The organism is Mucilaginibacter oryzae (genome assembly GCF_003148845.1).
GTDB classification, from domain to species: Bacteria; Bacteroidota; Bacteroidia; order Sphingobacteriales; family Sphingobacteriaceae; genus Mucilaginibacter; species Mucilaginibacter oryzae.
The window spans coordinates 348,750-368,794 of sequence record NZ_QGHA01000003.1 but is presented as its reverse complement, the minus strand read 5'-3'; the positions used below and the strand labels follow the sequence as shown (position 1 = coordinate 368,794).

At 45.0% G+C, this 20,045-nt stretch carries 11 protein-coding genes and 2 tRNA genes; 5 read left to right on the top strand and 8 right to left on the bottom strand.

Going from position 1 to position 20,045, the window contains the following annotated elements; all coding sequences use genetic code 11:
* Positions 1-245: 245 nt before the first annotated feature.
* A tRNA-Pro gene (locus tag LX99_RS10720) sits at positions 246-319 on the top strand.
* Between the two features lie 94 nt (positions 320-413).
* Positions 414-487 (top strand) — tRNA-Pro (locus tag LX99_RS10715).
* Positions 488-657: 170 nt separating this feature from the next.
* Here LX99_RS10715 and LX99_RS10710 read toward each other — a convergent pair.
* Both LX99_RS10710 and LX99_RS10705 read right to left on the bottom strand, forming a co-directional pair.
* Complete coding sequence (locus LX99_RS10710) at positions 658-981, bottom strand: nuclear transport factor 2 family protein (protein ID WP_109607875.1); 324 nt, start codon at positions 979-981, stop codon at positions 658-660.
* A gap of 31 nt (positions 982-1,012) precedes the next feature.
* Complete coding sequence (locus LX99_RS10705) at positions 1,013-1,807, bottom strand: SDR family oxidoreductase (RefSeq protein ID WP_211319001.1); 795 nt, start codon at positions 1,805-1,807, stop codon at positions 1,013-1,015.
* A gap of 125 nt (positions 1,808-1,932) precedes the next feature.
* Here LX99_RS10705 and LX99_RS10700 point away from each other — a divergent pair, with 125 nt between their 5' ends.
* Positions 1,933-2,346, top strand: coding sequence for a winged helix-turn-helix transcriptional regulator (locus LX99_RS10700; RefSeq protein ID WP_109608073.1), 414 nt, complete (start codon positions 1,933-1,935; stop codon positions 2,344-2,346).
* Between the two features lie 206 nt (positions 2,347-2,552).
* Here the strand turns inward: LX99_RS10700 and LX99_RS10695 are convergent, their stop codons facing one another.
* Both LX99_RS10695 and LX99_RS10690 read right to left on the bottom strand, forming a co-directional pair.
* Positions 2,553-6,878, bottom strand: coding sequence for a PAS domain S-box protein (locus LX99_RS10695; protein WP_109607874.1), 4,326 nt, complete (start codon positions 6,876-6,878; stop codon positions 2,553-2,555).
* Between the two features lie 197 nt (positions 6,879-7,075).
* The gene (locus LX99_RS10690; protein ID WP_109608072.1) at positions 7,076-11,884 is read right to left on the bottom strand and encodes a RecQ family ATP-dependent DNA helicase; all 4,809 of its coding nucleotides are present in this window, start codon (positions 11,882-11,884) and stop codon (positions 7,076-7,078) included.
* Between the two features lie 470 nt (positions 11,885-12,354).
* Between LX99_RS10690 and LX99_RS10680 the strand changes: the two genes are divergently transcribed.
* A complete protein-coding gene (locus LX99_RS10680) occupies positions 12,355-14,826 on the top strand; it encodes a TonB-dependent receptor (protein WP_109608071.1) in 2,472 nt (823 codons plus the stop codon).
* 41 nt (positions 14,827-14,867) lie between these two features.
* Here LX99_RS10680 and LX99_RS10675 read toward each other — a convergent pair whose 3' ends face one another.
* Entirely contained in the window at positions 14,868-15,902 is a 1,035-nt protein-coding gene (locus tag LX99_RS10675; protein ID WP_109607872.1) for a LacI family DNA-binding transcriptional regulator, read from the bottom strand.
* 194 nt (positions 15,903-16,096) lie between these two features.
* Here LX99_RS10675 and LX99_RS10670 point away from each other — a divergent pair, with 194 nt between their 5' ends.
* Positions 16,097-16,966 carry an inositol oxygenase family protein gene (locus tag LX99_RS10670; RefSeq protein ID WP_109608070.1) on the top strand — a complete coding sequence of 290 codons (870 nt, stop codon included), beginning with the start codon at positions 16,097-16,099 and terminating at the stop codon, positions 16,964-16,966.
* A gap of 296 nt (positions 16,967-17,262) precedes the next feature.
* Here LX99_RS10670 and LX99_RS10665 read toward each other — a convergent pair whose 3' ends face one another.
* Genes LX99_RS10665 through LX99_RS10655 form a run of 3 tightly spaced genes read right to left on the bottom strand, consistent with a single transcriptional unit; the run spans position 17,263 to position 20,043 of the window.
* Positions 17,263-17,640: a DMT family transporter gene (locus LX99_RS10665; RefSeq protein ID WP_109607871.1), complete on the bottom strand. Its 378-nt coding sequence runs from the start codon at positions 17,638-17,640 to the stop codon at positions 17,263-17,265.
* A gap of 10 nt (positions 17,641-17,650) precedes the next feature.
* The gene (locus LX99_RS10660; RefSeq protein WP_109607870.1) at positions 17,651-18,601 is read right to left on the bottom strand and encodes a sterol desaturase family protein; all 951 of its coding nucleotides are present in this window, start codon (positions 18,599-18,601) and stop codon (positions 17,651-17,653) included.
* Between the two features lie 2 nt (positions 18,602-18,603).
* Entirely contained in the window at positions 18,604-20,043 is a 1,440-nt protein-coding gene (locus tag LX99_RS10655) for an N-acetylneuraminate synthase family protein (protein WP_109607869.1), read from the bottom strand.
* Positions 20,044-20,045 lie beyond the last annotated feature (2 nt).

Below are 20,045 nucleotides of genomic sequence, written 5' to 3'. Positions count from 1 at the left end.
CGATATTCAAATAGCGCTGCAATTCCATTGGTTTGCCCCGGCTAAAGTGTAATCGCATTTAACGGTATTTGTGTTGAAATCGCTATCAGTAATCCAGATTAGTTTAAAACCATTCAATAGTGCCGAATGGAAAACCAGGGAAAGAAATTACAAATGAGTATGTTATGAAATTGTAAGGAAATTCTTTCAAAAAAAATTTTGCAACTTGATTAAAAATCATACTTTTGCACACCCAATCAGGGAGACGGGATGTAGCGTAGCCCGGTATCGCGCCACATTTGGGATGTGGAGGCCGCAGGTTCGAATCCTGCCATCCCGACAAAGCGATACCCAGTATCAAAACCCTCTAAATTGAAAGTTTAGAGGGTTTTATTTTCTGATTGGAAACATTAAATAACCCGGCAAAAGCCAAACGGGATGTAGCGTAGCCCGGTATCGCGCCACATTTGGGATGTGGAGGCCGCAGGTTCGAATCCTGCCATCCCGACGACACCAGCAGAACCGCTCTTGAAGAGATTTAGGAGCGGTTTTTTATTTGCTGTTCAATCAAATTCATCGGGTTTCGAATAATGTTGGGTTTTGAATGGAAAGGACCGGCGCATCTAAAAAAAGCGACTTTGTAATCATCTGGATCAGCTGAGCCTTACGCCCTCAATATTATGGAGTCACTTTTAATGAATCAATGAGGTTATCCTTTAGTTCCAGATGAAATTGCAGCACTATGGGGCTTCCGGGGAAAGTGCCGGACACCTCTGCTGTCAGTACCGCTTTCAGGGCGGTTTCCTTGTATTTAAGTGGTTTCATCAAACTTTTGTACTTCTCATTAGCTTCTTCAATCCATTGGCGAATTTCTTCCTTCCCGTTATATTGCTTGCCTTCGTCGTGAACAATAGCCGTATTTGTGAAACACTCCGCATAAGCCTTACTGTCGTATTTGTTTTGCGCGTTTACTAATCGGGTAACTACTGCTGGTAAATTCATGGTATTTGCTATTTAGATATGATGCTAACTATTAAATTGTTGGTATGGTTCCTCCGTCTATGACGAAATTTGTTCCTGTTAAGTAACTGGCTCTTGGTGAAACCAAAAAGCCAACCAATTCAGCTACTTCTTCCGGTTCGGCGGGCCTACCGTACGGTATTCCACCTAATGCATCCATTACACTTTGCTGCGCTTCTTCTATTGTGCTATTCGACTTTCTTGCGATCTCGCCCAACCAGGCTACAGATGCTGTTGTATTTATCCATCCTGGCGAAACAGTTAGTACACGAACACCTTTTGGGGCAACTTCATTCGATAAACTTTTGCTGTAATTGATCAAGCCTGCTTTTGAAGCTGCGTACGGCAAGGTAGAATCATATAGCGGCAACAGCCCCTGGATGGAAGCGATGTGAACGATAACACCACTTTTCCGATCGATCATTTGCGGTAAAAATCCCCTGTCAAGCCTTACAGGGGCCAATAAATTAGCTTGCAGGGTTGATAGCCAGTCCTCATCATTCAATGCTGCAAAACCGCCAGCGGGTGTTGACGAAGCGCCAAGGTTGTTTACCAGGATATCCAGCCTGGCATAGGTAGACAGTACTTCGCTGATCATATTTTGTGCATCTTCTGCCTTGCTCAGGTCGGCTGCTATATAATGCAGGTCGGGATCATACTGACCGGGTTTGTTTCTGGCCGTAATAACCACTGTGGCGCCTGCTGCTTTTAAGCGTTCGGCAATCGCTTTTCCTGTGCCTTTTGTACCACCTGTTATCAAGGCTATTTTACCGGATAGTTCATTACTGTAATTGATCTGTTGTTTCATAAATGTTTTATTTTTACGCAAATCTCAACAGTACTCCGATACTATACAATTACGGGCTTACGAATCAAATAGGGATAAATTTGTCCGTATTGCTTGCACATAACGGCTGTTGTATATTTGTAGTTATGTACGTGAAAAAGATTGCTCCATCTCTTAACTGCGGCCTTGATTTGGTTGGTGAAGTGCTGTATGGCAAATGGAAGATCCGTATTTTATGGTTCATTCACCAAGGGCACTTAAGGCCCGGTGAATTGCAGCGTAAGATTCCGGACGTTACCAGGCGCGTACTGAATGTACAGTTGAAAGAGCTCGAAGATCATGAGTTAGTAATAAGAACGATCTATCCTGTAATGCCTCCAAAGGTAGAATATCATCTTACTGACTTTGGCAAAACACTCATCCCCTTGATTTCTTCCATCGGCTTATGGGGCGACGAACACCAGGAACGGCTACGCAGAGTTATTTTGAAGCAGAACGCGCTATTAGTGGCTGAACCGGAAGACGCTTTTGAGGACGACACGCCAGTTCACGCACCTTAGCCTGTTTGTACATCGGTGCCGCCGGTTATGTCAAATATCTAAAGCCGCTAATTTTCTCAGATCATGCAGGAAAAGATTCGAAATTTGTACAGGCAGGGCGACGATAAGCGATACCAATATCCAAGGCAAAACCCGCTGATTAACCAGATTAGCGGGTTTTCTATTTTTATTCTGACCAAAACCAACCAATATAAAGGCAACGTAGCCTACACCCGGATTCTGTTTAATAACTGTTCAATTTCCCCGGTTGTTTTGGTTATAAGTTCGTCCAGTTGGGCAAAATCTCCGCCTTTATAATGTTCAAGGGTATTTGCCAGGCCGGCCAAAATTCCCATTCCGGCGGAGGTAGCTGTTCCGTAAAGTTTATGACCCTGCTCGTTAATCAGTTTGATATTACCACTGTTTTGTGCAGCGGTGATCTGGCTTTTTGCCTGCTCAAGCTCGCTCACAGCCGCGTCAAGCGCTTCTTTCAGGCTTGCCGGGGCATCGCCTAAAAAAGTCATCAATACCTGCGGGTCATAATGAGGATCCGTGTCGCTGCTATTCTCGTGGTTACTAACTTCATGCCCGCTATCATGGTCAAGCCACTTGTTCAGGATCAACGCAATGGTATCTGCTACAACCGGTTTAACCACAAAATCATCCATACCGGCGTCTATGCATTTCTCTTTTTCTCCTTTCACGTTGCCCGCCGTGAGCGCAATGATGGGGATCTTCTTAGCGGTGTCGATCAGCCTTATCTTCCGTGTAGCGTCATAACCGTTCATCAGCGGCATTTGTACATCCATAAATATGATGTCGGGCATATACTTTTCACAGCAGGTTACTGCCTCTATCCCGTTATGCGCCTCAATCAATTCTGCATGCGGCGAGACGTTGCGGATTAACGTTTTGGCTAAAAGCATATTAACCGTGTTATCTTCGGCAATCAATACCCGCAAAGTGGCCGGAACCGGGGGCGAATTGTGTGCGGCATGTTCGGTTTGACGATCATCATCACTATTGAGCCTGGAAAGCGCGCCATAAAGTTCCTGAATTTTGAGGGGTTTAACAATGCGTTTCCGTACATCCAGTTCTTTACACAATTGCAGGATAAGCTGATCATCTGATGAGCTGTGCAGCAAAACAACCGGCTGCTCCTCGTAAGTACGGGAGAAGTTTTCCCTGATCTTGCGGATAGTCTCCAGTCCGTCCATATAAGGCATGTTGTAATCCATCAGGATTACATCGTAGCGTTCGCCTTTGGCCAGCAACTGCAATGCTTCGAAACCATTTGTCGCTTCTGTTACCGAGATATTTTTTAAGGCCAGCATTTGGTTAATGATAAGGCGGTTATTAGCGTTGTCATCAACTATAAGCACCTGGTTCACGTTATCCAGGCCGGCCCATTCAATGGCCTCGCCCTGCTCGGCGCGGAAACTGATGTCAAAATAAAAAGTACTGCCCTTACCTGGCTGGCTGATGAGCTGCAAACGGCTGTTCATCAGCCCCAGCAATTTATTGGATATTGTTAGGCCTAATCCGGTACCGCCATATTTTTTGGTGGTCGAGCTGTCCTCCTGCGAAAAGGCGTCAAATATTTTAGCCTGTTTTTCCGGCTGGATTCCGATACCGGTGTCACGCACGGCAAACCGTAGTGTCTGTTCATCCCCGGTCGCTGATAATGTTTCGATATGTAATTCTATTTCACCTTTTTCGGTGAATTTCGCGGCGTTGCCTAAAAGGTTCACCAGGATCTGTTTAAGCCTGATGGCGTCAGCGTAAATAAAACGTGGCAGGTCGGCCGCTACATTCAGCAACATTTCCAACCCTTTATGTTGTACCTGGTAGGTGATGATGTCAGTGGCCTGTCCGCATAGTTCATACAGGTCGCAACGTTCAATATCTAATTCAAGCCGCCCGGCTTCGATCTTTGAAAAATCAAGAATGTCATTAATGATACTCAGTAAAGCGTTGCCGGATTGATTGATGATCGATACATATTGATGCTGTGTTTCGTTCAGCGGTGTTTTCAGCACCAGGTCGGTAAACCCGATAACGCCGTTCAATGGTGTCCTGATCTCATGGCTCATGTTGGCCAGAAATTCCGATTTGGCCTGGCTGGCCTGTTCTGCCAGCGTTTTAGCCAGCTTCAGTTCTTCCCGCTGTTTGATGATTGGGGTAATGTTCTGGGTAAAGATCATGATGCCGCCCACCTTATCGTCAAACCGGAACCAGGGCCGCATTTCCCAGGTGATGAACATGTCTTCCGTATCAAACGGTAACCTGTAAGTATCTTCGTCCTTGCGTTCAACGGCTCCGTTCAACACGCGCTGATGCCGCTCTTTTCGCTCGGTTTCAAGGCCGGGGAACACATCATAATATGAGCGACCGAGCACATTAACACCCGAAAAATGATAATCTTCCAGCCAGCGCCTGCTTACCGCAACAAAACGCATCTCTTCATCCATCATGGCTACAGCCGCCGGGGCATGCTCTACAAAAGCTGATAGTCGGCCTTTTTCGGCAAGCAAGGCGTTTTCTGTCAGTCTTTTATCGGTAATGTCTATCGCTACACCCAGGTAACCGGTAACCCGTCCCTGGTCGCGAATAGCCGTCACCATCAGCGATACGGTACGCCGTCGGCCACTTTTGGTAATATAGGTCCAATCCCGCCGCTCCGAACCTTGTTGCTCAGGAACGGTGACAAAAACGCGGAAGCCTTCAACCGGATAGCCCATCTGTTCAGAAAGTTCCTTTCCGCGGGCGGCTGTCTCGGCGGCATCATGAATAATGGCAGGTGTTTGTTTACCGATCATCTCCTCGCAGGCGTAACCAAGCATCTTTTCTGCACCGGCGTTAAATACGGTAATCAGCCCTTCCGGATCTGTAGCTATGATGCTAACACCGGATGCAGCGTCAAGTACATCTTTAAGCTGCTTTTGGGAACGGTGAAGCTCGAGATCTGCTTTTTTAGCTTCGTCGATGTCCTGGAAAGTGCCGTAAAGCCTTTTACAAACGCCGTTTTCCATTTCCGCTTTGCCGATAGCCCGCACCCAGATTTCTTTACCCCTGGCATCCGTCAGTTGCAGTTCCAGGTCCCAGGGCGTACCGTTTTCAATAGCGGTATTCACTGCTTTTGTCACGGCCTCCCGGCTCTCGCCGGCTTTATAAAATTCGATTGCCGTTTCCATGTCTGGTTCATAATCTTCACCCACCTTATGAATATCACGGGTTACTTTGGTCCAGCTTACTTTTTGAAGGACGAGGTCTACCTCCCAGCCGCCCACTTTGGCTACTTTATTGGTTTCTTCCAGTAGCTCACGCGTTTTTCTGAGAGCATCCTCCAGCATCGCACGGTCGGTAATATCTATCGCGTTGCCGATAACGTAGTCATCTTCGTCCTTAAAGCCATTTTCCAATACATTGTTAAACAGCCAAATCCGCAGCGACCCGTCTTTGTGCCTGGTTATCATTTGTCCCTGCGCGCTACCTTGGTGCCTGATGGCTTGTAAGTAGGCGCGCACTTCGGTATGATGTTCTTCCGGCACAATATCAAAAAGGCCAAGCTGCAATATTTCATCAGGCGAGTAGCCAAGGATTCCGGCCCCGGCGTTATTCACCGATAAAAACCTTCCGGTAAGGTTATGCGTACACATCAACCCCTGCGAGTTTTCAAAAAAAGCGCGCAACTTGCGTTCATTCTCTGCAAGCTCTTTCGCTTGTTTTTTTTCATGGGTGATGTCCCGTGCTATCGCGAACAAATAGCCGGTTTCAGGTTCGGGAGTTGCCACCCATTGCAGCCAGCGGTAATCGCCTGTCTTACACCTAAAGCGGTGCTCAAAGTTAACTGTAGGCTTGCCTGAGGCAAGCCGGGTCATCTCCTGTTGGGCGGCTTCTAAATCCTGCGGGTGCACCAGATCCCAAAATGACATTTTAAGTAGTTCGTCGCCCTGCCAACCCAGCAGTTTCCCGAATGAGGGGTTGATCTTTTTAAAAAAACCATCAGTGTCGACTATGCAAAGCAGATCGTCGGAAAGCTGGAACAGAACTTCAAAAGATCTTAGTTCTTCTTTTTGCCGCCGTTCAAGGATCAGATCCATTACCTCCCGGGACAAAAGTTTTAGCGCCTCTTTCTGATCAGGCCTCAGCAACTTGGGTTCTCTGTCAATCACACACAAGGTGCCGAGGGCATAACCGTTAGGATCAGCCAGCGGCTGACCGGCATAGAAACGAATATGCGGGTCAGATAGCACCAATGCGTTGTTTTTGAACCGCTCATCGCTCAGGGCATCCTCTACCTCCATAATTTCGCTGCCCAGTATGGCGTAGTGACAGAAAGCGAGGTCACGGGATGTTTCTGAAGCTTCCAGGCCCTGGCGCGACTTGAACCACTGCCGATTCTCGTCAATCAACGATATCAGGGCTATCGGCACCTCACAGATGATGGAGGCCAGTCGTGTAATCCGGTCAAATGCCTGTTCAGGCAAGGTATCCAGGATATGATAGCTGTGAAGTGCTTTGAGCCGGTTTTTTTCGTTATGGTCTGTCAATTGTTCGGGTTTTGGGTTTATACGAATTTAGTTATTCCGGGTTCTATTAAAAAATATTGTGGAGCGTATGAACGAAAAAAAATGATCATTAAATCGATATGGTATATTTTTCACTATATTCTAACCCGTAAAATTGTCTGATCGTGCCCACATGAACCCGAAAGACTGCTTTTGTACTTAAGGGAAATGGATGCCCATTATCGCACAATTTTTTCAAAACAAAGCTCCGGGAGTACAATTTGTATTTCTTGTTTTGAACCCTCTTTTTGCCAGTAAATAACGAAGTTAACCACCGCGTTTTTTATAAAATAGCCTTTTGCTTTCATCGATTCGATCTCCCTAACAAAACTTCCGGAAAATTTTAAAACCGATTGGCCCGCGGTGTTGAAGCATTCATCACTACGTACAATGAGCTTATCTCCGCTTATCAACTGTGATACCCAGGGCTGACGACCGGAAAAATAATTGAGCCAGACATCCTTATGGGTTAGCAGTTTGGTTAACTGGCTGGGTTGGGTATGGATATCGGTGTTATCTATCCACCGAAGGTTATTTGCAGCAGCATCATTAAAAATATTGGTATTTAAGTGGATAGTTAAATTTTGTTTGGCCCGTGTAATGCCCACATAAAGCTGCCGTTTCTTTTCGTCGTTAAGGGCATCAAAATTTTCAAGCATCATAAAAACGTTATCAAACTCGCGGCCTTTGGCTTTATGTATGGTTGATACAAATATGGTTTCGCTATCCTCATCAAAAAAATCCTCCAGTTTGGAGTCGTGAATAAAGGTTTCGAGATCTGATTTGTATTTGCTCTTGGTGTTGGTTGCTTCAAAATCTTTTAGCAGGTTAATGCAAAGTTTAAGCTTGTTGCTTTTTTGATATTGTTTTCCCAGGTCGCGCCGGGCGTTTGCCCATTGGGTTTCATCGATACTATAAACGCCGTCATCAAGGTTAAGGCGGCTTAAAAAGTAACGCACCTCGGCAAGGTTGTAAAGGTCAAAACCATCGTTACTTTGAATTAGCTTTGCCGGGAAGTTATTTTTTAAAAGCAAACCGGTAACTTTTAAGGCTTCATCATTTGTGCCTGTTAAAACGCAGGTAGTACCTGAAAGCCCGGTTGTGATGATATCATCAACAAGCGGTGTAATAAGGTTTTGATGCGCATGTTTCACCAGCTTTATTTGCCCGTCACCCTTTTGGATAGCCACAATGGGCGTTGTCTTTAACCGGCGACGGATGGTTTGCACAAACTGGTTGCTGAACTGTACCAGGTTGTTTTTGCTGCGGTAGTTCTCTATTAATTCGTGCCGGGTAGCTTTGTTTATAGTTATAAATTCTTCGAGGTGTTTGGAGCTTGCCCCTCTGAATTCGTAAATATTCTGGTCGTCGTCTCCTACGGCTATTACCCGCATTTCGTCGTTGCAATCCATCAGTGTCCTTACCAGTTCAAACTCGTCGCGGTCCATGTCCTGGGCTTCGTCAATCACTAAAACTGTTTTGGTGATGCGGTTTATCTCCACTTCGTTATTCCTGATCTTGTTGATGGTGTCTTTAAGGATGTGACCGGATTTTTCAAGGCTCCCCACTTTGCCAAGCAGATCAAAACAATAGGAATGAAAAGTTTTAATCTCAACAAATAATGCAGCGTTTCCTATCAGCTTAATTAACCTTTTTTTAAACTCCGTAGCAGCCGCGCGCGAAAAAGTAAGCATCAGCAATTGCTCATGCTTTACATCTTCCATCAATAATAACGAAGCCAGTTTATGTACCAGTACCCTGGTTTTACCGCTGCCAGGGCCCGCCGCTACAGCTATATGTTTTGCATCTTTATCATTAATTATCTTTAACTGCGCGGGAGATAGCTCGCCGAACAGTTGTTTGAATTTTTCGGGGGTAATGGCACGCGTAATTTCCTGTAACCGGCTTCCTTTAAAATACTTATTAAGGAACGATGTGTAATTTAGCTGAAAGTAGTCTTCAACAAATTGGAGCGCTTCTTTATAATCGGCTATCATTTTTTTGGCGTATTCGCCAACGATGTGTATCTGCTGGATTTTGTTTTGGTAAAACTGGTTAAGTTTTTGGTAGTCCTCGTTTTTGTAACTGATCTTATTATTTAACTCAAGCCGCTCAATTTTGAGGCTGTTGTATAACACCATAAAGCCGCCTTCAATTTTTATAGCCTCTATACGCGACAGGTAAAAGAGGGTGTCTTCTACATCATCTGTTGTAATTTCCTGTTTGAAAAGGTTTGCCTGGTTTTGGTAGGCGCTTTTTAACTCATGTACCGAAAATTCGATCAAAACCTCGTCGGTGTTTTGCTGGATAGGGGTGGCATCTGTAACGCTGCGTTTGTATAAAAAATTAACTATAAACCTGGCCAGCTCATATCGTTTTTGAAGTTTTTCCTTCAGTTCAGATTCCGGATAAAGGGCTACAACAACAAGGTGATTTTTTGAATAACCCAGGCCCGACCGGTTAATCCATTTTTTTATCGCCCAAAAGTTAATGATGGTTTTGATCCGGTTGGGATTTACGCCGTCTATGCGCTGATCTTCCGCTTCCTGGTTTAACTCCCTGAGCTGAAAAGTTTTTTCCTGCTCAGCAAAATGGGGCAGTAAAAACTGTTCTATTCTCATAAACGTGTCCAAAATGCTTAACGACCGGTTTTTATTTTCGGCGCGCTTAATAAACGCGGTTAGGTCTTTGGCATCGGCAAGGATCTTTTCTTCACGCAGCATGGTGATGATGTGGATAACCTCATCCTTTACAATCCCTAAATAATCGCTGATGTAATCAACACGCGATTCGGCTGCTTCGTCGGTAGATTGTTTCCTGCTTTTACTCGAGAACAACTTTTTGATAATACGGATGGCTTTTGCGCGCTGTTTATCATCAAATTTCGACGAGGCATTAATTTTATCTATGGCTTCCTGCGCTGTTTTTGACAAAATACTGTTGGCAAACACTCGGGGCATGTTTTGACCGCGTTTTAAATACCCGGCATCTTCAAGGGCGGCAATGGCGGTGGTTACCCGGGTTTCAATCTCGGCCACATTGTCGTCCCAACCGGCCTTACGGGCAATTTCGAGCGCGGAGTTAGATACCGACGCCCTGAACCTGGTGATGTCTTTAATTGCCTTCCAAACCTGCTGGATTTCTTTTATGGAGAGCTTGGTTTGGTTAAGCAGGATAAAATGTTTGCTTAAATCTTCTTCGTTAAACAGGACGTAGCATTCTGCAGTGATGTTTTCATCCCTTCCGGCGCGCCCTGCCTCCTGTACATAGTTCTCCAGCGAGTCGGAAAGCTCATAATGGATCACCAGGCCCACATCCTTTTTATCAACCCCCATTCCAAACGCCGATGTGGCTACCATAATGGGTACTTCGCCTGCTATGAAAGCGTTTTGATTGGCGGTTTTAGCTTTGGCGTCCATCTTGCCGTGAAAGGCTTTTGCGTTAAAGCCATCGCTGTTTAATCTTTCGGTCAGCTTTTCGGCGTTGCGTGTACGCGATACATAGATAATGGTAGGGCACTTTTTTTCTTCAACAAGGTCGCGTACGGCGAGGTATTTGTCTTCTGGATCCTCTTTCCTGTAAACCTTGTATTGCAGGTTGGTACGCGAAGCTTTGGAGGTGAACAATTCGAGATCAAGTGAGAGTTTATCGCGGAAATATTCGCGGATATCATCAATCACTTTTTGTTTGGCTGTTGCCGTAAAGCAAGATACCGGTATGGCCTGTTCAATATTTTTTTTCTCCTGTATCAGCTTAATAAAATCGCCAATGTAAAGGTAATCTACCCTGAAATCCTGCCCCCATGATGAAAAGCAGTGCGCTTCGTCAATCACAAAACGGGCTATTTTACGGCCCAAAAGCAGGCGTTCGATTGTTTTTGACCTTAACGATTCGGGCGAGATATACAGGAGCGAGGCCGATCCGTTCTCCACCCGTTCGTATGATTTTGCCCGCTCTATCGGATCGAGCAGGCCATTTATCGTAACGGCTTCGGTAATACCGACCTTTTCAAGGTTATCTACCTGGTCTTTCATCAGCGATTGTAAGGGCGAGATCACAACGGTGAGGCCCTTGCTGTTTCGCCCGGCCATTAGCGCGGGTACCTGGAAGGTAATGGATTTACCGCCTCCCGTTGGGAAAACTGCCAATATGGATTTATTATTGATGGCCGCCTCAACTGCTTTTTCCTGCAAAGGTTCATCGCCGAATTTGCGGTAGGCCGTAAATCCGAAAAATGTTTTCAATCCCTCATGCGGGTCGAGTGCTTTTAAGCAGTAAGGGCAACCGGTTAGGCAAGGATTGCTTCGGAGGATGAACATGATCCACTCCGTTTTGGGGTAGTTTTTCAAAATCCATGGCGGTGTAATGGAATAACGGTTGTTGGCATTGATAAGCGACAGGCAATAGGCCAGTTCGACCGGATGCGACAGGATTAATTCGCTTAATCTGGCCTGCCTGCAAATGTCGCCGTTAAATTTTTGATGGATGAGCCCTGCAATATGGTCTTCGTAGCAGTAATAACCCGTAAATCTGAAAAAGGCGCTAAATTCTTTCCGGTTGTGCAGCAACAGGTAGTAAATTTGTTTGAGTATTTTATCTGTTTGCCTGAAAGCCTCGATTTCATCATAAAACAAGTCTCGTGCTTTTATCGAATCATTAAGCGGGTTATTCAGATCATCCGATTGCAGCTTATCATCTTTTAATAAAGCATGATAAGGCTCGGTGGGAAATAAAAGCGGCGAAAGATAAAGCGTGTCTATAACATCAACCTCATTGATGCCCGCTTCAACAAGCTCTTTACCGATGTATTTGATATCGTGATTGAAAATATTATGCCCGGCTATATATTTCGAACCTTTTATAAACTGTACAAAATCAGCCGCCGAAGTTTTGTGGAAAACGTTTCCATCGCTCCTGATGCCGCCAATATCCATTATTTTATGGCTTTTGGCATCAATCTCTGTATCAATAAAGGCAATAGGTTCCATTTTCTGATCAGGCTTTATCAATTTTAATTGCTGTTGATCAATAAATAAAGGTTATTAAACCGGCTAAACCGTTAAATATATGTAAATAAATTACTAAAGGTTGGTTTAATATACATTTTCATACGGAATGGCTTTTAAACTTTTCATATCAAGCGACAGCGAAATATCTTCTGCGGGTGCAAAGTCGCCTACTTACAGGGCGAACAAGATGTTTCACTACGTTCAACATAATAAATTGGTTTTTGGCGGTAGTGAATATGATTGCATGTCAAATCCATCACATTGGGGAACGTTTACAAAAATGTTAAAAGCTATTGCCCTATACATTTTCATGATCATATGTATAACTCGTATAGATTTTCTTTATTTAATTTAACAAATTAAATAAATTAGTCTTATCTAATTTTTTATTTATGTTTGTTTGAATTTACTTAATGGGCATCGCATTGTATTTATCAAACAAAACATCCATGAAAATACCCTATATCCTGTTATTGCTAATCGTGATAACCATACCTGTCGCCGTTCGTGCTCAAACCGGGATTTTGAAGGGGCGGATAACCAGTAGCGGCGATGCGGTGCCTTACGCTACCATCGCCTTAGCAGGTAGCCAAACAGGCACCAACAGCAATGATCAAGGTTATTACGAACTTAAAAACATTCAACCCGGGAGGTATGAAGTATGGTTTTCGGCCATAGGCTATTTTACCGAAAAGCATGAAGTTACCATACCAAAAGGATTGGTGACCACGCTTAGCTGCAATTTAAAAGAGAACAGTTCTAAACTGAATGAGGTGGTGGTTACCGGAGTATCGCGCAAAACCGAGCTGCGCAGAAACCCTATCCCCATAGCCGTGATAACCAAAAGGGAAATGAACCAAAATGTGAATAATAACATAATTGATGCCATTGTTAAAGGTGTTCCCGGTGTTAGTGCGGTAACTACCGGCCCTAATATTTCAAAACCCTTCATCCGGGGTTTAGGTTATAACCGGGTGCTTACTTTGTATGATGGCATAAGGCAGGAAGGGCAGCAATGGGGTGATGAACATGGTATTGAGATCGATGAATACGGCCTCGGGCGTGCCGAAGTTGTGAAGGGGCCTGCAAGTTTAACTTACGGCTCAGACGCGTTGGCGGGTGTGATTAACATGATTCCGGCTATGCCCGAGGGGGCGGATGGGATATGGAAAGGTGATTACCTGGTAGATTATCATACCAACAACGGCATGATCGGTACCTCGTTGGGGCTGGCTTACCAAAAAGCCGCTTGGAAATATTCCTTCCGCGCCTCGGCTAAAACGGCGCACGATTATCAAAACAAAACAGATGGTTTTGTTTACAATACCGGTTTCAGGGAATATAACCTGAGCGGCAATATGCGGACGGATAAAAAATGGGGTTCGTGGCAATTATCAGGCACATGGTATGATAATAAACAGGAAATACCTGATGGCAGCCGCGATTCTGTTACCCGGCGTTTTACCAAACAGGTTGCTGAGGGGGCGGGCGATGATATTAAAAATCGCCCGTTGGTGGGCGATAATGAACTTAAATCCTATGCGATTGCGCCCTTGCACCAACGCATTCAGCATTACCGGCTTTACAGTTATGGCAAGATAAAAACGGGGCAGGGGAGCATCGACGTAGCGCTTGGGCTGCAGCAAAGTGTCCGGCGCGAATATAACCATTCTGTTATGGTGAACCAGCCTGGTTTATATGTGGTATTGAATACGCTTAATTATGATGTAAAATATAATTTGCCGGTTTTTCGGGGCATTGAAAGTACTATCGGTTTAAACGGTATGTGCCAAACTAACCGGAGTAAAACCGCTACCGATTTCCCGATCCCTGATTATAATTTGTTTGACGCGGGTGCTTTCTTTTTCTCCAGGAAAACTTTTGGTAAGGTTGATATTTCCGGCGGTTTGCGGTATGATAGCCGTGCCATCCGCTGGCATGATTTTTACGTAGGCCCTAATCCTGCCAATGGCTTTAACAGGCATGTAATCCCGCCTGATACCGCCGGTGCCAATTTACAATTCCCGGCCTTTAAACATGCCTATCATGGCTTTTCGGGTAGTTTAGGTTTAACGTATAATGTTACCGAGAAATTGCTGCTTAAGGTAAACATTGCCCGCGGCTACCGTGCCCCCAATATCACCGAAATCGGCTCGAACGGGCTCGATCCGGGTGCTCACATTGTTTATCTTGGCGATCGTACTTTTAAACCGGAGTTTAGTCTCCAGCAGGATGTGGGCATTATATCATATCTTAACGACCTCGACCTGATGGCCGAACTGTTTAATAATAACATCGATAATTATATTTACCAGGCTAAACTGAACGATGCCAACGGCAACCCGGTAGTTGTTGTTCCCGGAAATAGTACCTACAAGTATCAGCAATCCGCGGCAAGGCTTTATGGCGCAGAGCTTACCGTTAACCTGCATCCACAAAAACTGAAATGGCTGGCTTTTAATAATAGTTTAGCCTATGTTGCCGGTATTAACAAAAACCGGCAGCTAATTGCCCAATCAAATGGCGCGGCCAGGTACCTTCCTTTTATTCCGCCGCTGCATGTGCGGTCGGAATTGAAGTTTACCCTGCAGCAAAGCGGGAAAATCTTTTCAAAAACTTACTTTAAGGTTGAGGCCGGGATTTATGCCGCGCAAAACCGTTATTACGCTTTAGATAATACGGAGACGGCTACGCCCGGTTATACATTGATCAATGCAGGCGCGGGTACCCGGATCAAAACCAAACCGGGAAGAACGCTTTGTGAGTTGTTTTTGCAGGTAGATAATTTGTTCGATAAGGTTTATCAATCTAACCTAAACCGGTTGAAATACTTTGAGTATTACACCGCATCGCCCAATGGTCGCTCGGGTATTTATAACATGGGGCGTAACCTGAGTTTTAAGGCGGTGTTTCCGTTTTAGCTCCCTCTAAATCTCCCTGGAAGGTAAAAAATAAAATTCTGTTAAGCCCTCTCCTTTGGAGAGGGTTGGGTGAGGCTTCCCGTTGATTCCCTCACCACCAACTCCGAATCTAAAACTAAGGTTTGATTTGGCTCAACCTCTTTCCTGTTTAATATTTTAAAAAGTATCCCCGCCGCGGTTCGGCCCATTTCAAAAGCCGGTTGGGTTATGGTTGTAAGCGACGGGTTTAAAATGCCGGCTGTTTTAAGGTTTGAAAAGCTGATGATCTTTACATCCTCCGGGATCTTTAAACCTAAATCCCGGCAGGCGTAATAGCAGGGGAGGGCCAGGTCTTCGATAGAGGCGATCAGGCCATCCGGTTTTTGGCTTAATAAAAGGTTTTTAACAAGGTCGGGGTTTTCCTGCTGTTCATCGCCGGTAGCTATCATCAGCCTGTCATCAAACAAAATATCGCTATCCCGTAAAGCGTCAATATATCCGGCTATCCTGTTTTTACCTGCGGGGGTATGATCAATCCCTTTCAGGTAGGCTATTTTTTTGCAGCCGTTTTCAACCAGGTGTTTAGTGGCGGTGTAGCTGCTCTGGTAATCGTTAGTGGTTATTTTAATGGCTTCGATGTCTTCATAAACCCTGTCGAAAAATATCAGTGGCAAAACCGGCAGCACATCCTTAAAATTCCTTTCGCCGTTTAAGCCGCTGGCTATCGATATTAAAATGCCATCCACCCGTCCGCTTAATAGGCTGCGGATAAATGCGTTTTCGAGTTCAACGTTTTCGTGGGTTTGGTAAATCAGTACGTGGTAGTTATGTGCACGGGCAATCTCCTCAATACCATTAATAGCCTGCGAAAAGAAACTGTTGGCAATTTCGGGTACAATAACCGCTATGGTTTTACTTTTATGGCTGCGCAGGTTGCTGGCCGAGGGATTGGGCACATAATTCATTTTTCGCGCCATTTCCATTACCCGCGCTTTGGTGGCAGCGCCAATTTCGTGGCTGTCGCGCAGCGCACGCGATACCGTGGCGGCAGAAAGGTTGAGTTCGGCAGCGAGTTTTTTGATGTTTACTTTGTCCACGGCAAGGGCTGTATCAACGTTTTTTACACCGCTAATGTAGCAGATTTACGTAAACGTTTACGTAAATAAATCCGGTACGATCCATAAAAAGGGCATCTTTTTTTAGGAATTTAGTAGTGTGATAGGTCGGTATAACCTTGGGTAACGGCTTGTTACAAGCTAACCAACCAGTTATAAAAACCAAAAATACCAACATGGACAAGTTAACCGAAAAGGAAATTTCGCCGCTGGCCAGTATCGAAGAATGGGAAGACGATGTATTAGAGCGCTACCCCGAACCCGGACCCGCCAAAGCGAAGGATGAGTTCAGAGTTTACAGCGAGGCCGAAGATAACCCGGTACGCGAGTTTTACAGGTTAAATCACAAATATCAAACTTATGATAACGTTTTGGCTAAAAAGGCCAATTTTTTAAAGTTTGATGAAATGGAAATGCCATGGTGGAAAGCCATGGAGTATTTAAATACGCTGGTTGATGATTCAGACCCGGATATCTCGCTCGATCAGCTACAGCATTTGCTGCAAACTGCCGAAGCTATCCGCGCCGACGGGCACCCGGACTGGTTTGTATTAACCGGTTTTATACACGACCTGGGCAAAGTGCTTTGCCTGTTTGGCGAGCCCCAATGGAACGTGGTAGGCGATACCTTCCCGGTAGGATGTAAATTTTCGGATAAGATAGTGTATCCTGAGTTTTTTGCCGATAACCCGGATAGTTACGATGAGCGCTTCAATACCAAATACGGCGTTTATACACACCAATGCGGTTTGGATAACGTGCACATGTCGTGGGGACATGATGAGTATTTGTACCACATTACCAAAGATTATCTTCCCGAAGAGGCGTTGTATATGATCCGTTATCACTCGTTTTATTCGCAGCACCGCGAAAAAGCGTACGATCATTTACTAAACGCGCACGATCAGGAGATGTTTAAATGGGTAGATAAATTCAACCCTTACGATCTGTATTCAAAAAGTCCGAAACCACCCGTGGTTTCGGAACTGAAACCATACTATGAAGATCTGATAGCCAAATATTTACCGGCTACAGTGAAATTATAAAAGAGCAACAATTCACTTTGGTTAAGTTGAACTGTAAGGTCGGGTGTATGTAACCACCCGGCCTTTTCTTTTTTAGGGGGGCTTTTTCTGATCCTGGTTGAAGTTACGCTGCGCTAAACTTCGACCAGAAATGAGAGGCGGGAGTGATTTTTTTTAGAGACGAATAATTGAGTCTCCCGCATGCAATTTACGTTTGCTTGAGATGCGAAAAGGTTGTCCTATGCGAGATGCAAGTATGTGTCTCTACATCGAAATAGAGATGTGATCAAAGCAAGGACGTTAAATGCCTGATTTGATTATTTTACCTGCGGCCCGTAAAACTTAAGCCCCAAAACCCCGGTCATAATCAGCAGCATGAAAAATATCTCCACAAATGATAGCCGCTCGCCTAAAAAGGTCATTTCTACCACTTTAATGAGGATCAGTGTTACCGCCGTCCAAACTGCATAGGCTACGGCTGTAGGTACCGATTTAATGGATAACGAAAAGAAGTAGATATTACCGATGCCAAACAGCACATATCCCACAAAGGGCAGCCAAACCGGCAAACCATATTGCAGGCTTAAAACGGAATTCCAGCGTAAAGCTTTTAAATCGCTGAATTTCATGAATTTTAAGCAGAAGGTCCATGCAGCTTCAAACGCGGCTGCTATTAAAAGGTATAACCAGGCCAATGTATTAGTTTTATTGTAAAATGTTTTCTTCCTGCGGTATTGCAACAGCCGGTTCTGATTTTTTTTCCGCTTTTTTTACCGTAGTTAATTTAGCCGGCAGCATTTTGCCGAACCTATTCATTAAACGCGGCCTCAGGTTATAATACCAGTTGAATAAGGGGTACTTAAGCAGTTTTTGCTCATCAAAACGTTTTACGCTGAAGGCATGCTGCAAAAAGTAATCGCGCGGGTAATCATAGTAAAGCCCCCAGTTTTCGGGTTTATCGCCCGGCGCGTGGCCCGGATCATAAACCGATTTAAACAGGTAATCCCAAAATGAAAACTTAGTGGCGAAGTTAGCATGAAAAACTTCAATATAATTGGCGTGGTGCCATAAATGTAGTTGGGGCGAGTTGATGATATATTTCAGCTTGCCCATGTTTACCTTGATATTGCCGTGGATAAACATGCCAAACATGGCATCCAGCATGGCTTTAATCGGTACAACCACCGGGTCGGCACCTAACAAAATGATAGGTGCAAACTCGATGGTTTGGTTAATGATAATCTCTACCACGTGCGACCGCGAACCGGCAAGGAAGTCGACTTCCTTACCTGAGTGGTGCGCTTCGTGAATCCGCCAGAAAAATTTATTGGAATGCTGAAAGCGGTGAAACAGGTAGATATACAGATCGTGCGTAAGCAAAAAAAATAAAACCTGCACGGCCACCGGCCAGTTACTCACCAAATGGAAATGCGACAGATCCCAGTGCCTTTGCATCGGCGCTATGATATAGTCGAAAATCAGGATTTTCAGAAAGTAGCTTTGTATCAGCGTATACCATACCAGGTCAATCCAAAAGCCTTCCCTGAAAAACTTGAGACCTTTTCTGTAAGGCGAGATCCGTTCCCAGGCAATGATAATTGCTATCCAGCAAAAAAGGATAGTGGATGTGATGGTAAGTACTTTTTCCTGTGGCATTATTATTTTACTGTTGGTTTTTCTTTGTATTCGTCGCTGATGTTAACACGCAGGCGTTTCATTGGCCCTAATTCCGATTCGTAAACGCGTTTTTCGCCATCACCGGCAGCGGTTTCCACATCGCGGATATCACGAACAAGGCGTTGGAACCCTCCCGGCTCAACTGATGCGGCATGGTCTGATCCCCACATAGCACGGTCAAGCGTAAAGTGGCGTTCAACGAAGGTTGCGCCCATAGCTACTGCGCCTACGGTGGTAGCTAAACCTGTTTCGTGGCCGGAGTAACCGATTGGTATGCCCGGATATTTATTCTCCAGAGTCTGGATCATTTTAAGGTTCAGCTCGTGCGGAGGGCATGGGTAAGCCGATGTTGAATGGGCGATAAACAGCGGATAGTTTTCATCAAACTTGTTGATATAATCCATTGTGGTTTCGATCTCTTTCATGGTCGACATACCGGTTGACAGCATCAGCGGTTTTCCGGTTTCCAATATACGCTGAATCAGGTCAAAATCAGTTAACGATGCCGAAGCCAATTTGTACAAAATGGTATCAAACTGCTCCATAAAATCAACCGATGGCGCGTCCCAGGCAGATACGAACCAGTCGATACCCACTTTTTTGCAATATTGGTCGATAGTAGCGTATTCGGCAATGCCAAATTCGGTTTTACGTTTGTAGTCGATGTAGCTGATGCGGCCCCATGGGGTATCGCGCATAATTTCCCACTGATCGCGCGGTACGCAAATTTCGGGTGTGCGTTTCTGAAATTTAACCGCATCGGCTTTGGCTGCTACGGCTTCATCAATCAGTTTTTTGCAGATTTCGAGCGAACCATTGTGGTTGATGCCGATCTCGGCAATGATATAGCTTGGCTGGCCTTTGCCAATAACGCGCCCGTTATGTAAGGTAACAGTGCCATTGCGGTTACTTGTTAAATATTTGTTACTCTTAGCTTCGATGATAAACTCGGCAAACTCGCGGAAACAGCCGTCTCCGCCGTTCAGTGTGCTTACAAAATCAACCTGTGCCTTAACCTGTGGCAGGGCGTCGGCAGGAGCGGCGGTAAGTCCGGCAAGCTTCATCACCTCCAGGTCGTTGGTATCGTCGCCAATAAAAGCCACCTCATTCGGCGAGAGGTTCAGGCGGCTGCAGATCTCTTTGAAGGTTGCGGCTTTATCTTTTATACCTAAGTGCAACTCGGTAATATTTAATTTTTCGGCCCTTTTCATCAGCGATGGCGAATGTTCGCCGCTTACAATGCCTGTTTCCACATTGGCCAGTTTACGCAGGCGCTCAACCCCCATACCATCGCGCATGCTGAATTTTTTAAGCAGTTCGCCTTCCGCGTTGTAGTAAACGCCTGCATCTGTTAATACCCCGTCATTGTCGGTCAGCAATAGTTTAATGCCTGCCGCTTTTTGTTTTAAAATCTCGTTCATAA

Coding starts and splice junctions, on each gene's coding strand:
- LX99_RS10670 (WP_109608070.1), top strand. CDS start 16,097: ATGGACAAGTTAACCGAAAAGGAAATTTCGCCGCTGGCCAGTATCGAA.
- LX99_RS10705 (WP_211319001.1), bottom strand. CDS start 1,807: ATGAAACAACAGATCAATTACAGTAATGAACTATCCGGTAAAATAGCC.
- LX99_RS10680 (WP_109608071.1), top strand. CDS start 12,355: ATGAAAATACCCTATATCCTGTTATTGCTAATCGTGATAACCATACCT.
- LX99_RS10700 (WP_109608073.1), top strand. CDS start 1,933: ATGTACGTGAAAAAGATTGCTCCATCTCTTAACTGCGGCCTTGATTTG.
- LX99_RS10655 (WP_109607869.1), bottom strand. CDS start 20,043: ATGAACGAGATTTTAAAACAAAAAGCGGCAGGCATTAAACTATTGCTG.
- LX99_RS10690 (WP_109608072.1), bottom strand. CDS start 11,884: ATGGAACCTATTGCCTTTATTGATACAGAGATTGATGCCAAAAGCCAT.
- LX99_RS10710 (WP_109607875.1), bottom strand. CDS start 981: ATGAATTTACCAGCAGTAGTTACCCGATTAGTAAACGCGCAAAACAAA.
- LX99_RS10660 (WP_109607870.1), bottom strand. CDS start 18,601: ATGCCACAGGAAAAAGTACTTACCATCACATCCACTATCCTTTTTTGC.